Origin of the sequence: Streptomyces sp. NPDC085931 (assembly GCF_044540565.1) — a bacterium.
Lineage (GTDB): Bacteria > Actinomycetota > Actinomycetes > Streptomycetales > Streptomycetaceae > Streptomyces.
The window spans coordinates 56,075-69,598 of record NZ_JBITSK010000005.1 but is presented as its reverse complement, the minus strand read 5'-3'; the positions used below and the strand labels follow the sequence as shown (position 1 = coordinate 69,598).

The window sequence follows — 13,524 nt, the reverse complement described above, 5'->3', positions numbered from 1 at the left end:
ACCCGCTGCACACGGGGAAGTCCCGACTCCGGGACGGTTCGATGCCCCCTCCTCTCACCGGCCGCCGGATTTGTACGACGAATCCCCGTGCCTGTGGACAACTTTCGGCGGCGGGCGGCGGGGTTGGGCATGCTGGATCCCGTCGGCGCAGCGAGGGGCGGGCTCCCCTTCGTGACGGGAACCGGGCCCCGCACCAGGGTTCGCGCGGGGTCCTGGGGACCGCAGTGTCCTGTGAGGCGATGTCGTGCGACGGCGGTGCCTGCGACCGGGTCCGGCTCGGCCCACACCCCTGCTCCCTCTCGGCGCACGGGGACGTTCTGTGACATACGGGGGATCTGTGATGCATCCGATGGTGAAGCCCGCGCTGCGGCGCGGCTGGCGCGACCTCAATACCGTGCAGTTCGGCATGACCCCGGCGCACGCCCTGACCCTCGGGCCGATGGACACGGCGACGGGCAGCTTCCTCGACCTGCTCAACGGCACGCGGGGAATGGAGCTGCTGCGCGAGGAGGGACGCCGGATGGATCTGCCGGACGGCCATGTCGACGGGCTGGTGCGGCGGCTGTCGCGGGCCGGGCTCCTCGACGACGCCCGGGGCGGCGGCCCCGCCGCCGACACGCTGCGGAAGAAGAAGGAGGTCCTCGACCGGCTCCGGCCCGACCTCGCCTCGCTGTCCCTCACCACCTCGGAACCGGGCGAGGCGCTCGGACGGCTGGCCGCCCGCCGCTCGCAGCGCGTCCAGGTCAGAGGCGCGGGCCGGGTGGGTGCCCTTCTGGCCGCGCTGCTGGCCGGGGCCGGCGTGGGCGAGGTCGAGGTCCGTGACGGCGGCCGGGTGGAGCCGTGGGACGTCGCCCCGGGTGGCCATCCGGCGCAGGCCGTCGGCGACCGCAGGGACGAGTCGGCCCGCCGGGCCGTACGGCAGGCCGCTGCGGACCGGCCGCCCCGCCGCGCCGAGGTCCCGCCGTGCCCGGACGGAGCGGACCCGGGCCTCTCCCTGGTGATCCTCGCCCCACGGGACGATGTCGCGGTGCACACGCCCGACCCGTCCAGCGCCGAACCCCTGATGGCCGCCGGGACGCCCCATCTGTACGCCGGTGTCGTGGAGGGCACCGGCGTGGTCGGCCCCTTCGTGCTGCCGGGGGAGACGGGCTGCGCGGGGTGTCTGCACGAGGACCGCACCGACCGGGACCCGGCCTGGCCGCGGTTGATCGCCCAGTGGCGCTCGGGCAGGCAGCGTCAGGTCCGGCCCTGCGACCTGGCGCTGGCGACGACGGTGGCCGGGCTGGCCGCCGCGCACGCGCTGGCCTTCCTGGACGGCCGGGTCCCGTCGAGCACCGGCGCGCGCTGGGAGGTCTCGCTCCCCGCGCTCCACTGGCACGCCCGGCCGGTATGGGCCCATTCCGCATGCCCCTGCGGGGCCGCGGAGAGAGGAAATGGGGAGCACCCCTCGGAGGACGGGGCATCACACGCGACAATGGCGGTGCAACGGCCGTCGGCGCAGTGCCGTGAGGCAGCAGCGGAGCGGCCGGCTGGGACTTGGAGGGCGCATGTCTGATCTTCCCCGGAAGGCGGTCACCCGGACCGCCAAGCTCGCCGCGCTCCCGCTCGGCATCGCCGGGCGGGCGACCTGGGGATTCGGCAAGCGGATCGTCGGCGAGTCGGCCGAACTCGTCGGCCGCGAGCTCCAGCAGCGCACGGCCGAGCAGCTGTTCAAGGTGCTCGGCGAGCTCAAGGGCGGCGCCATGAAGTTCGGCCAGGCCTTGTCCGTCTTCGAGTCCGCCCTGCCCGAGGAGGTGGCCGGCCCCTACCGGGCCGCGCTGACGAAGCTCCAGGAGGCCGCGCCGCCGATGCCCACGCGCACGGTGCACGGGGTGCTGGAGGAGCGGCTCGGCGAGGGCTGGCAGGAGCTGTTCTCGGAGTTCGAGGACAAGCCCTCCGCGGCCGCCTCGATCGGCCAGGTCCACCGGGCGGTGTGGCACGACGGCCGTGAGGTGGCCGTCAAGGTGCAGTACCCCGGCGCGGGCGAGGCGCTGCTGTCCGACCTGAACCAGCTGAGCCGCTTCTCCCGTCTGCTCGGCCCGCTGATCCCCGGCATGGACATCAAGCCGTTGATCGCCGAGCTGAAGGACCGCGTCTCGGAGGAGCTCGACTACGGCCTGGAGGCCCAGGCCCAGCAGGCGCACGCGGACGAGTTCACCGACGACCCGGACGTCCTCGTGCCGCACGTGGTCCACCAGTCGGAGCAGGTGCTGATCACCGAGTGGATCGACGGCATCCCCCTGTCGGAGATCATCTCGGACGGCACCCCGGAACAGCGCGACCGAGCCGGCCAGCTGCTGGCCCGTTTCCTGTTCTCCGGCCCGGCCCGCACCGGCCTGCTCCACGCCGATCCGCACCCGGGCAACTTCCGTCTGCTGCCCGGCGGTCCGGACGGAGAGGACGACTGGCGCCTCGGCGTCCTGGACTTCGGCACGGTCGACCGGCTTCCGGGTGGTCTGCCGGCCACCATCGGCGAGTCCCTGCGCATGACCCTCGACGGCGAGGCCGAGGCGGTCTATGAGCTCCTGTGCGCGGAGGGTTTCGTCAAGGAGACCATAGAGCTGGACCCCGACGCCGTCATGGACTATCTCCTGCCGATCATCGAACCGGCCCAGGTCGAGGAGTTCACGTTCACGCGCGGCTGGATGCGCAGTCAGGCGGCTCGCGTCGCCGACCCCCGCTCCCCCGCCTACCAGCTGGGCAAGCAGCTCAATCTGCCCCCGTCGTATCTGCTGATCCACCGGGTGACGCTGAGCACCATCGGGGTGCTGTGCCAGCTGGGGGCGACGGTGCGGCTGCGCGAGGAGCTGGAAGAGTGGCTGCCGGGCTTCGTGCCGGAGGACCCGGCGGACGGCGGGGAGGCGGTCGCGGAGGCGTGACCCGGGCCCCGCGAGGCGGGGTCCGGGCCCCGCGTCTCACCACCGGTCGGAGTCCAGGCGCCCCTCGATCGACCTGAGGTTGTCCCGGGAGCTCGGCTGTGACGCGCCGCGGGGGCCGGTCCGTTCGGCACGGACCGGCCCCCGCGGGGAAAGCACGGCCTCCGGTGGGGAGGCAGACGCTTCAGATGGGGTCGGTTACTGCATGACCGCCATGGCGAGCGCCCGGCGGGCGCGCCGCGAGGCGCGCTCCGCCCTGCGCTGCATCCGGCGGGCGGTCACCAGGCGCACGGCCCGGCGGTCCCGCTCCGCCTCGTCCAGTCGCTCGCGCATATGCGCACGAGCCATGGCTTCTGGGATGAGTTGCATCTGTCGAGTCCTGTTCTGACGCGAGTCCATCGCGCCGTTCGTGGTGAAGTCTTGGGTCGCGGAGCCTGCGGGCTCGTCGGGGGACGGCTTCATCGGGGCCTGCTTCTGGGGGTCGTGCGTGAGGGGACGGTCGATCGTTCCGGCGGTGTTCATGCTGTGACCGGGTTCTTGCGCGGGCGGCCACGCGGCCGCTTCCGGGCGACGACGACACCCTGGACGAACAGCTCGCCACCCCAGACGCCCCAGGGCTCACGCCGCTCCTTGGCGCCGGCGAGGCAGGCCTCGATCAGCGGGCAGGTGCGGCAGAGGGACTTGGCGTACTCGACGTCCGCGGGCGACTCGGCGAAGAAGACCTCCGGGTCGTAGGAGCGGCACGGGACGGGTACGCCGAGGTTCTCGATGGCGTCGTCGAGCGCGGTGAGCGCGGTGAGCGGGGTCAAGGTGGAGTCCTCCGTGGAGCCGGGCTTGGGGATCGTTTCCGAAGGCGGAACGGACGGTGCGTGCGCTTCGAGTTGCACGGTCGTCTTCCTCGTCTGTTCGTCCGGCCTGTTGGCCGGGGGCGGCTGGTACCGGGTTCTTTTGTTGTCCCGAGGTCCTTCGGTCCGTCGTCCCTGGTCGGGGACAAACAGAAGGGCCGCGGATCCCGGATGGGGTTCCGCGGCCCTGAAGGCGCCGGCCTGATCGAATCAGGCTGGATCACTCCAGGGTTCTGGCCCACGGAAGGCCCACATCAGGTGGTGCTGCGTCGTCTGCTTCCGGAATCCGGCACCGGTCGCCGTAAAGGCATAGGCCTGCGCCTGTGCCGCTACTGCTGCTTCCAGTGCCTTGGTCGGTCGCTCATTGCGCTCACGGACGGGAAGGCCCGCGGGAGCAACGGAGGAGGACGCCGGACGGACGGCACGAATGCCGGACAGACCGGTGCCCAGGTTCGAAACGCCGAGCATGCACGTGGAGACGGCCGAGCGATCGGTCATTTTCACGGTGCTGATGGAGCTGCTGATGATGCTGATCACTGGGCTCGCCTCCTCTCGGCGTCTCGGGGGACTGGATGAACCAGTCCGACGGATATGCAAGTACAACACGGAATCAGGGCCTCCGAGAAGGCCGCTGCTCTCGTGGCTAAGAACCTATGGGGATTGCTGGGGCATGCGCAAACTATTTTTCCGACGAGTTCGTGTCAGTCCTGATCCGTGTCCGCCGCGGGGTACTGGCCTGCGCAGATGGCCAGAACGTCGGCTCCGTAGCGGGTGAGCTTGCGCATGCCGACGCCGGGGATGCGCGCCAGCTGGTGTTCGTCGTCCGGGGCGGTCTCGGCGATCGCCATCAGCGTCCGGTCGGTGAACACGCAAAAGGCGGGCTGGCCGCTCCTGTGTGCCTGGTCGGCGCGCCACTCGCGGAGCCGCTCGTAGAGGGCCTCGTTCATGTCGGAGGGGCAGTCGTCGCAGCGCATCAGCTTCATCTCGCCCGCGTCGGTCAGCGTGCGGCCGCAGACGCGGCAGCGGGCCGGGGTGCGCGGGACCCGTCTCGGGGCGGAGCCCCTGGTTCCGGGGATGCCGCGCTCGATTCCGCCCACGCCGCCCGCGGACGCGCGGCCGGTGGTGGCCGTCGAGCCGGGACGCAGGCCGTCGAGGAAACGGCTGGGGCGGCGGCTGGGGCGGCCACCGGGTGAGCGGGAGAGGGCCCAGGACAGATGGAGGCGCTCGCGCGCGCGGGTGACGCCGACGTACAGCAGACGGCGCTCCTCCTCGATCTGCTCGTCGGTCCTGGCGTAGGTGATCGGCATCATTCCCTCGGCGACGCCGACGAGGAACACGACGTCCCACTCCAGGCCCTTGGCCGAGTGCAGGGAGGCGAGGGTGACGCCCTGCACGGTGGGGGCGTGCTGGGCGTTCGCCCGCTCGTCGAGTTCGGCGACGAGGTCGGCGAGGGTGGCTCCCGGCTTGGCGGCGGCGAAGTCCTGGGCGAGGTTCACCAGGGCGGCCAGGGACTCCCAGCGCTCCCGTACGGCGCCGGAGCCGGCCGGGGGCTGCGGCGTCCAGCCCTCGCCCGACAGCACGGCCCGCACCTGGGAGGGCAGGTCGACGGCGTCGTCCAGGAGGGAGTCGTTGCCGCCGAAGCGGGCCGCGCCGCGCAGGGCGACGCCGGCCTTGCGCACCTCGGGGCGGTCGAAGAAGCGCTCGGCGCCGCGCAGCTGGTACGGCACCCCGGCGTCGGCGAGGGCCTGCTCGTAGGTCTCGGACTGGGCGTTCGTGCGGAACAGGACGGCGATCTCGGAGGCCGGGACGCCCGCGTCCATCAGTTCGCGGATGCGGCGGGCCGCGCCCTCCGCCTCGGCCGGCTCGTCGGTGTACTCGGTGTAGACCGGCTCCGGACCCGCGGGGCGCTGGGAGACCAGCTCCAGGCGGTGGTCGGCGGCCCGGCCCTTCGCCTGGGCGAGCAGGCCGTTGGCGAGATGGACGACCTGCGGGGTGGAGCGGTAGTCGCGGACCAGCTTGACGACGGTGGCTCCCGGGTGGCGCGTGCGGAAGTCCAGCAGGTGGTCGGGGGTCGCCCCGGTGAACGAGTAGATCGTCTGGCTGGCGTCGCCGACGACGCACAGGTCGTCCCGCTCGCCCAGCCACAGCTCCAGCAGGCGCTGCTGGAGCGGGCTGACGTCCTGGTACTCGTCGACCACGAAGTGCTGGTACTGGGCGCGGACCTGTTCGGCGATGTCGTGCCGGTCCTGGAGGACGGCGACGGTCAGCAGGAGCACGTCCTCGAAGTCGATGACGGAGCGCTCGCGCTTGATGTCCTCGTAGGCGGCGTAGAGCTGGGCGATCTCGGCCGGGTCCCGGGGGGCCTCGCGGCCGGCCTTGGCGGCGGCGGGCGCGTAGTCGGCGGGGACGGTCTGGGTGACCTTGGACCATTCGATCTCCGCGGTGACGTCCCGCAGCTCGCCGCGGTCGAGCCGGACGCGGCAGGCGGCGGCCGCGTCGGCGACGAGCTGGATCTTGCGGTCGACAAGCCGGGGCATGGAGCCGCCGATGGCCTTCGGCCAGAAGTACTGGAGCTGGCGCAGCGCGGCCGAGTGGAACGTGCGCGCCTGGACGCCCGCGGCGCCGAGCTGGCGGAGCCGGCCGCGCATCTCCCCGGCGGCGCGGTTGGTGAACGTGACGGCGAGCACGCTGGACGGCTGGAGGATGCCGGCGCGTACCCCGTAGGCGATGCGGTGGGTGATCGCCCGGGTCTTGCCCGTGCCCGCGCCCGCCAGGACGCACACCGGACCGTGCAGGGCGGTGGCCACTTCGCGCTGCTCGGGGTCGAGCCCTTCGAGCACCGCGTCGGCCGAGTCCGGTACCTGCGGGAACAGGGTGGAGTGCGTTGCTGCTGTCACACAGCCATGCTGCCAGGTCGGGCGAGACGGCTGTGCCGGTTGTCCACAGGCACCTGCCGATAGTCGTACCAATGCGGCAGGCGTCACGTCCGGTGGGACCGGGGACCCGGGAATGGTGGACGTTTCACATACGTTCCACGGACTGCGAACCCGTCCCCGAGCCACCGAAGGAGCACGAGAGACATGCCGGGCACTGTGACGATGTACAGCACTACGTGGTGCGGCTACTGCCGCCGGCTGAAGAGCCAGATGGACCGCGAGGGCATCGCGTACAACGAGGTCAACATCGAGCAGGACCCGGAGTCCGCCGCGTTCGTGGAGAAGGCGAACAACGGCAACCAGACGGTTCCCACCGTTCTGTTCCCGGACGGCTCCACCCTCACCAACCCGTCGCTGGCTCAGGTGAAGCAGAAGATCGGCGCCTAGTCGCCGTGTGAGTACGGGAAGGCGGCCCCCCGAGTGTGTGTGCTCGGGGGGCCGCCTTCTCGTGGTTCGCGGGCCGTCTTCCCGTGGTTCGAGGGCCGTCTTCCCACGGTTCAGGAGTCGGCCGCGCGGTCCGGTTTCGTCAGGCGACGGTGCGGGTCGGGAGGGGCTTGCCGTACCAGAGCTCGATCAGGCGGGCCGCGATCGAGATGCCGTAGGGCGGGAGCACCTCGCCGGACTCGAAGGCGGCGCGCAGTTCGTCGCGGGAGAACCAGCGGGCCTCGTGGATCTCGTCGCCGTCGACCTCGATCTCGGTCGTGGTGGCCCGGGCCAGGAAGCCCAGCATCAGGCTGGACGGGAACGGCCAGGGCTGGCTCGCGACGTACTCGACCTGCCCGACGGTGATGCCGACCTCCTCGTGGACCTCGCGGCGGACCGACTGCTCGATGGACTCGCCGGGCTCGACGAATCCGGCGAGCGTCGAGAAGCGGCCCTCGGGCCAGTGCACCTGGCGGCCGAGCAGCAGGCGGTCGTCCTCGTCGGTCACGGCCATGATCACGGCCGGGTCGGTGCGCGGGTAGTGCTCGGCGCCGCAGGCGGGGCAGCGGCGGATGTGGCCGGCCGCGGCGATCACGGTGCGCTCTCCGCAGCGCGAGCAGAAGCGGTGGGTGCGCTGCCAGTTCTCCAGGCCGACCGCGTGCACCATCAGGCCCACGTCGCGCGCCGACAGCAGCAGCCCCGCCTCGCGCAGACCCGCCGGGCGCGCGGACTGGTCCATGCGGCCGGGCAGGGCGTCCTTCTGGAGGGCGAAGTAGCTGACGCCGTCCTCGTCGATGCCGAGGAAGTAGCGGTGTGCCTCGGTGAGGGGGGCTTCGAAGGAGGGGGTCATGACGATCTCGGTGCGCCCGTCCGCCGTCTCGTCGATGAGGACCTGGCCGCCGGAGACCACGAAGCAGCGCGTGGAGGGGTGGCTCCACGCCGCCGCGAGCCAGGCCTCGTCGAGCCGGTGGTGCGCGGCCCGGTCGATGCCGCTCGGGGCGGTGAGCGAGATGGGTCGGTCGGCGTTGTGGTCGGTCCAGGTGGTCACGGGTGCTTCCAACTCCCCCGGTGGAACGGTTGGGTTCGGCGGCTGTTCGGCGGGATGTGCGGCGGGAGACGACCGGTTCCGGCGGGCTCGTGCGGTGCGGGGCGGGTTCTTCCAGTGTGCCCCGCGCGCGTGGCCGGTCCGGGCGGCTGCCTGGGCTCAGGGCGCGTGACGCGCGCTCCAGTGCTCGGCGAGGTCACCCCACAGGTAGGCGGTGGTCTCGACGCCTTTGAGGAGCAGGTCGAGTTCGACTTTCTCGTTCGGTGCGTGCCAGCCGTCGGAGGGGACGGAGATCCCGAGGAAGAGCACCGGGGCGCCGAGGACGTCCTGGAGGTCGGCCGCGGGGCCGGAGCCGCCCTCGCGTGTGTAGCGCACGGGCTTGCCGAAGGCCCGCTCCATGGCGCGGACGACCGACTGCAGCGCCGGGTGGTCGAGCGGCGTCAGGCACGGGCGCGTGGCCCCGCTGAACGTGATCTCGCAGCGGATCCCGGCGGGCACCTGCTGCTCGGCCCAGGCGCGGACCGCCTTCTCGACGTGAGCGGGGTCCTGGCCCGCCACCAGCCGGAAGGACAGCTTCACCATGGCGGAGGACGGGACGACGGTCTTGCTGCCGGGGCCCTGGTAGCCGCCGCCGATGCCGTTGACCTCGGCGGTCGGGCGGGCCCAGACGCGTTCCAGGGTGGTGTAGCCGGCCTCGCCGTGCGTGGCGTGCGACCTGGCCGCGCGCAGCCACTGCCGCTCGTCGAAGGGCAGTTCGGCGAAGAGGGCGCGCTCGCCGTCGGTCAGCTCGACGACGCCGTCGTAGAAGCCGGGGATCGCCACGCGCGCGTGCTCGTCGTGCAGCGCGGCGACCAGGCGGGCGGCGACCGTCGCCGGGTTGGGCACCGCGCCGCCGAAGGAACCGGAGTGGATGTCCTGGTCGGGGCCGTACAGGCGTATCTCGCACTCGGCGAGACCGCGCATGCCCGTGCACACGGTGGGGGTGTCCTCGGACCACATGCCGGTGTCGGAGACGATCACGGCGTCCGCGGCGAGCCGCTCGGCGTGCTGCTCGACCAGAGCCCGGAAGTGCGGCGAGCCGGACTCCTCCTCGCCCTCGACGAGCAGTTTGAGGTGCACGGCGGGCGTGGTGCGGCCGGTGGCGGCGAGGTGGGCACGGAGCCCGAGCGTGTGGAAGAAGACCTGGCCCTTGTCGTCGGCCGCCCCGCGCGCGTAGAGGCGATTCCCGCGGATCTCGGGCTCGAAGGGCTCGCTGTCCCAGCCGTCCTCCCGTGCGGCGGGCTGCACGTCGTGGTGGCCGTAGACCAGCACGGTGGGCGCCTGCGGGTCGTCGCTGGGCCACTCCGCATAGACGGCGGGCGCGCCCGGGGTCTGCCAGACCTCGGCCGTCGGGAAGCCGGTCTCGGTCAGCTTGGCGGCGAGCCAGTCGGCGCTGCGTCGTACGTCGGGCGCGTGGCCGGGCTGGGCCGACACCGACGGGATGCGCAGCCACTCGGCGAGGTCGTCGAGGAAGGCGGCGCGGTGCCGCTGGATGTACGTACGGACGACGCTGTCCGGGGTCTGGCTCATGGTCACGAGCCTATCGGCCCGCACCGACGTCCTCGGAGTGCGGTTCCTCACCGAGCCGGTCCCCCGGCGGCTCCTCCAGCAGCAGCCGCTCCAGGGCCGCACGGTCGGGCAGTGCCGGCGGGCGCACCACTTCTCCGGTGCGCACGTACAGGAAGGCCGCCGTGACCGACTCCGGGGGCACGCCCTGCTGCTCGGCCCAGGCGAGGCGGTAGACGGCGAGCTGGAGCGGGTCGGCGGTGCGGGAGCGGCTGGTCTTCCAGTCGACGATCTCGTACGTCGCCGCGTCGCCGTCGCCCTCCTTGTAGACGGCGTCGATACGGCCCCGTACGACGCGGCCGGCGAGCGTGAGCTGGAAGGGCGCTTCCACACGGTAGGGCGTGCGGTGCGCGTACTCGGTGCGTTCGAAGGCGTCCTTGAGGAGCTGCAGGTCCCGTTCGTCGGCGATCTCGGCCTCGCTGCCGGGCAGCTCCTCCGGTTCCAGCAGCGGCAGGGTGAGTTCCTCGAAGCGGGCCTCGACCCAGGCGTGGAAGCGGGTGCCGCGGCGTGCGGCGGGCTGGGGCGGGCGGGGCATGGGGCGGGCCAGTTCCCGCGCGAAGCCGTCCGGGTCGGCGGCCAGGTGCAGCAGCTGGGACGCGGTGAGCGACGCGGGGAGTGGCACGTCCGTGACGCTGTCGCGGGCGCGCAGCAGCTCGCCGGTGAGGGCGTCGAGGTCACGGTCCCAGGAGGCGACGGTACGGGCCTCCTCGGGGGTGAGGCGGGGGCGGCCGCCGGGGTGCGGGCGCTGCGGTGGGGCCGCCTGGTGGGGGACGGTGGGGCGGCGGTCCGCGGGCCGGGCGGACCGGGCGTGACGGGGCGCCGAGGGCTCGCCGGAGGCCTCCTCGGGGTCGGGCGAAGGGTGCTCGTAGGGCGGCTGCGCCTCGGCGGACGGGTCTGCCTCGTCGGTCAGGTCCGCCGCGTCGAACGGGTCCGTCGCGTCGAACGGGTCCGGTTCACCGTGTGGGTCGGCTTCGCCGTACGGACCGGGGTCGGCGTGCGAATCGGCTTCGGCGTTCGGGTCCGGGTCGGCGTACGTGTCCGGGTCGGCGTACGCGTACGGATCGGCTTCGCCGTACGGGTCAGGTTCGCCGTACAGGGGCTCCTCGTACAGGGGCTCCTCGTCCTCCGGTGGTGGGGGCCATTCCGGGTCGTCGAGGGCGTCCGGGTCGTGCACGGCGGCGGGGTGGGCTGCGTCCCGGGAGGCGAGGTCGTCCAGGTGGGCCAGGACGGTCTCGGCGGCGGCGCGGCGGCGGGCCAGGGCCGCCTCGTCCAGGGGCAGGGGCCACACCTGGTCGGCGGTGGCCCGGTGCAGTGCCGGGTTCTCCTCGTCCTCGGCGGGTTCGTCCGCCCAGGCCTCGATCTCGCCGTAGCCGGCCGCGCAGTGCTCGTAGAGGGCCTGGAGGAACGCGGACGGGCCGCGCCGCTTCTTCTGGGTGGGGCCCCACCAGTGGCCGGACCCCAGGAGGAGGGACCGGGGGCGGGTGAAGGTGACGTAGCCGAGGCGGAGCTCCTCGGTGTGCTGGTGGTCCTTCATGGCCTCGTGGAAGGCCTTGAGGCCCCGGGCGTCCCAGGAGGGCACGTCGGGCAGCGTGTCGGCGTCGCCGCGCAGCGCGTGCGGCAGGACCTTGCCCTGGGAGATCCACTTCTCGCGGCCCTGGCTGCTGGGGAAGGTGCCGGTGACCAGGCCGGGGACGACCACGACGTCCCATTCCAGGCCCTTGGACTTGTGGGCGGTGAGCACCTTGACGGTGTTCTCGCCCCCGGGGAGGGCGTTGTCGAGTCCCTTCTCGTACTGGGCGGCGGTGCGCAGGAAGCCGAGGAAGGCGAGCAGGCTGGCCTCGTTGTCACCGGCGGCGAAGGAGGCGGCGACGTCCAGGAAGTTGGACAGGGTCTCGCGGCGGCGGGCTGCCAGGGCGTGCGGGGACGCCGACAGCTCGACCTCCAGACCGGTGACAGCCAGGACCCGGTGCAGGACGTCCATCAGCGGGTCGGCCAGGGAGCGGCGCAGTTCGCGCAGCTCGGTGGCGAGCCGGGCGAAGCGCACGCGCGCGTCGGGCGAGAAGGGCAGTCCGTCGTCGTCCCCGTGGCCGTCCAGGGGTGTCTCCAGGAACGTGTCGAGGGCGTCCGCGAGCGAGATCACCTCGGCGGGATCGACCCCCTCGACGGCCTCGGCGAGGCGCCGGTCCGGGTCGTCGTCGCCCTCCACACGCGCGTGGGACACGAGGAGCCGGGCGCGCCGCCCCAGCAGGGCGAGGTCACGGGGGCCGATGCGCCAGCGCGGCCCGGTCAGCAGGCGCACCAGGGAGGCGTTGGCACCGGGGTCCTGGAGGACCTCGCAGACGGCGACCAGGTCGGCGATCTCGGGCAGGTGGAGCAGTCCGGAGAGGCCGACGACCTCGACCGGGACGTCCCGGGCGACGAGGGCGCCCTGGATCTCGGCGAAGTCGGTCGCCGTGCGGCACAGGACGGCGATCTCGCCGGGTGCCGTCCCGGTGCGGACGAGGTGGGCGATGGAGTCGGCGGCCCAGTCGATCTCCTCGGCGTGGGTGTCCAGCAGGGCGCAGCGGACCACGCCGTCGCGTTCGGCGCCGGGGGCCGGGCGCAGCGCCTCCACGCCCGCGTGCAGGGCGCGCAGGGGCTCGGCGAGGCCGTTGGCGAGGTCCAGGAGGCGGCCGCCGCTGCGGCGGTTCTCGCTGAGCGCCTGCCGGGTCGCGGGGCGGCCGTCGGCGTGGGCGAAGTGCTCGGGGAAGTCGTCGAGGTTGGCGACGGAGGCGCCACGCCACCCGTAGATGGCCTGGCAGGGATCGCCGACCGCGGTGACGGGGTGACCGGTGCCCTCGCCGAACAGGCCCGCGAGGAGGACGCGTTGGGCGACCGAGGTGTCCTGGTACTCGTCGAGGAGGACCACCCGGAACTCGTCGCGCAGGAGGCGGCCCACCTCGGGGATCTGCGCGAGCCGGGCCGACAGGGCGATCTGGTCGCCGAAGTCGAGCAGGTCCCGCTCGCGTTTGGCGGCCCGGTACCGGGTGACCAGCTCGGCCAGCTCCCGGCGCGCGGCGGCGGCCTCGGGCACCTTGCGCAGATCGGCGTTGGTGAGCTTGGCGCCCCGCAGCGACAGCAGCAGCTCGGCGTCGTACGCGCGCAGCGCCTCGGGGCGTACGAGGTGCTCGGAGAGCTCGGCGTCCAGGGCGAGGAGGTCGCCGACGAGGTCCGGGAAAGAGCGGGTGAGGGCCGGGTAGGGGCCGGGCGACTCGCGCAGCACGCGCGCGGCGAGCTGGAAGCGGGTGGCGTCGGCGAGCAACCGGGACGTCGGCTCCAGGCCGATGCGCAGACCGTGGTCGGTCAGCAGGCGCCCCGCGAAGGCGTGGTACGTGGAGATCACCGGCTCGCCCGGCGGGTTGTCCGGGTCGATGACGTCCGGGTCGGTGACGCCGGCCTTGATCAGCGCCTTGCGGACGCGCTCGGCGAGTTCGGCGGCGGCCTTGTTCGTGAAGGTGAGGCCGAGCACCTGCTCGGGGGCGACCTGGCCGGTCCCGACCAGCCACACCACGCGTGCCGCCATCACCGTCGTCTTGCCCGAGCCGGCTCCGGCCACGATCACCTGGGGAGCGGGCGGCGCGGTGATGCAGGCCGTCTGCTCCGGGGTGAACGGGATGCCGAGGAGCTCTTTGAGCTGTTCGGGGTCGGTGAGTCGGGCTGGCACATCGGAGAGGCTAGCGGCGCGCACTGACACCAGCGGCCCGATCAGCCCTCCG

At 72.9% G+C, this 13,524-nt stretch carries 10 protein-coding genes; 3 read left to right on the top strand and 7 right to left on the bottom strand.

Annotated elements, in window-relative coordinates; all coding sequences use genetic code 11:
- Positions 1-340 precede the first annotated feature (340 nt).
- Both ACIGAN_RS11485 and ACIGAN_RS11480 read left to right on the top strand, forming a co-directional pair.
- Positions 341-1,555, top strand: a complete 1,215-nt coding sequence (locus tag ACIGAN_RS11485) for a TOMM precursor leader peptide-binding protein (RefSeq protein WP_399856883.1) — start codon at positions 341-343, stop codon at positions 1,553-1,555.
- Entirely contained in the window at positions 1,548-2,918 is a 1,371-nt protein-coding gene (locus ACIGAN_RS11480) for an ABC1 kinase family protein (protein ID WP_399856881.1), read from the top strand. Before ACIGAN_RS11485 ends, ACIGAN_RS11480 begins: the two co-directional genes overlap by 8 nt.
- Positions 2,919-3,113: 195 nt before the next feature.
- Here the strand turns inward: ACIGAN_RS11480 and ACIGAN_RS11475 are convergent, their stop codons facing one another.
- The 4 genes from ACIGAN_RS11475 to ACIGAN_RS11460 form a co-directional block, all read right to left on the bottom strand.
- Positions 3,114-3,437 carry a hypothetical protein gene (locus ACIGAN_RS11475; protein WP_365087684.1) on the bottom strand — a complete coding sequence of 108 codons (324 nt, stop codon included), beginning with the start codon at positions 3,435-3,437 and terminating at the stop codon, positions 3,114-3,116.
- Positions 3,434-3,802, bottom strand: a complete 369-nt coding sequence (locus ACIGAN_RS11470; protein WP_351358429.1) for a WhiB family transcriptional regulator — start codon at positions 3,800-3,802, stop codon at positions 3,434-3,436. The genes ACIGAN_RS11475 and ACIGAN_RS11470 overlap by 4 nt, the downstream gene beginning before the upstream one ends.
- Positions 3,803-3,970: 168 nt before the next feature.
- On the bottom strand, positions 3,971-4,297 hold the full coding sequence (locus ACIGAN_RS11465; protein ID WP_311679526.1) for a hypothetical protein: 327 nt from the start codon (positions 4,295-4,297) through the stop codon (positions 3,971-3,973).
- A gap of 164 nt (positions 4,298-4,461) precedes the next feature.
- Entirely contained in the window at positions 4,462-6,657 is a 2,196-nt protein-coding gene (locus ACIGAN_RS11460; protein ID WP_399856879.1) for an ATP-dependent DNA helicase UvrD2, read from the bottom strand.
- A gap of 183 nt (positions 6,658-6,840) precedes the next feature.
- On the opposite strand from ACIGAN_RS11460, the gene ACIGAN_RS11455 reads away from it, so the two are divergent.
- Positions 6,841-7,083: a mycoredoxin gene (locus ACIGAN_RS11455; protein WP_399856877.1), complete on the top strand. Its 243-nt coding sequence runs from the start codon at positions 6,841-6,843 to the stop codon at positions 7,081-7,083.
- Between the two features lie 139 nt (positions 7,084-7,222).
- Here the strand turns inward: ACIGAN_RS11455 and nudC are convergent, their stop codons facing one another.
- From nudC to ACIGAN_RS11440, 3 genes are all read right to left on the bottom strand, one after another.
- Positions 7,223-8,167, bottom strand: a complete 945-nt coding sequence (gene nudC / locus ACIGAN_RS11450) for an NAD(+) diphosphatase (protein WP_365738832.1) — start codon at positions 8,165-8,167, stop codon at positions 7,223-7,225.
- 156 nt (positions 8,168-8,323) lie between these two features.
- On the bottom strand, positions 8,324-9,733 hold the full coding sequence (locus ACIGAN_RS11445) for a dipeptidase (RefSeq protein WP_399856875.1): 1,410 nt from the start codon (positions 9,731-9,733) through the stop codon (positions 8,324-8,326).
- A gap of 10 nt (positions 9,734-9,743) precedes the next feature.
- Positions 9,744-13,472: a UvrD-helicase domain-containing protein gene (locus ACIGAN_RS11440; protein WP_399856873.1), complete on the bottom strand. Its 3,729-nt coding sequence runs from the start codon at positions 13,470-13,472 to the stop codon at positions 9,744-9,746.
- Positions 13,473-13,524 lie beyond the last annotated feature (52 nt).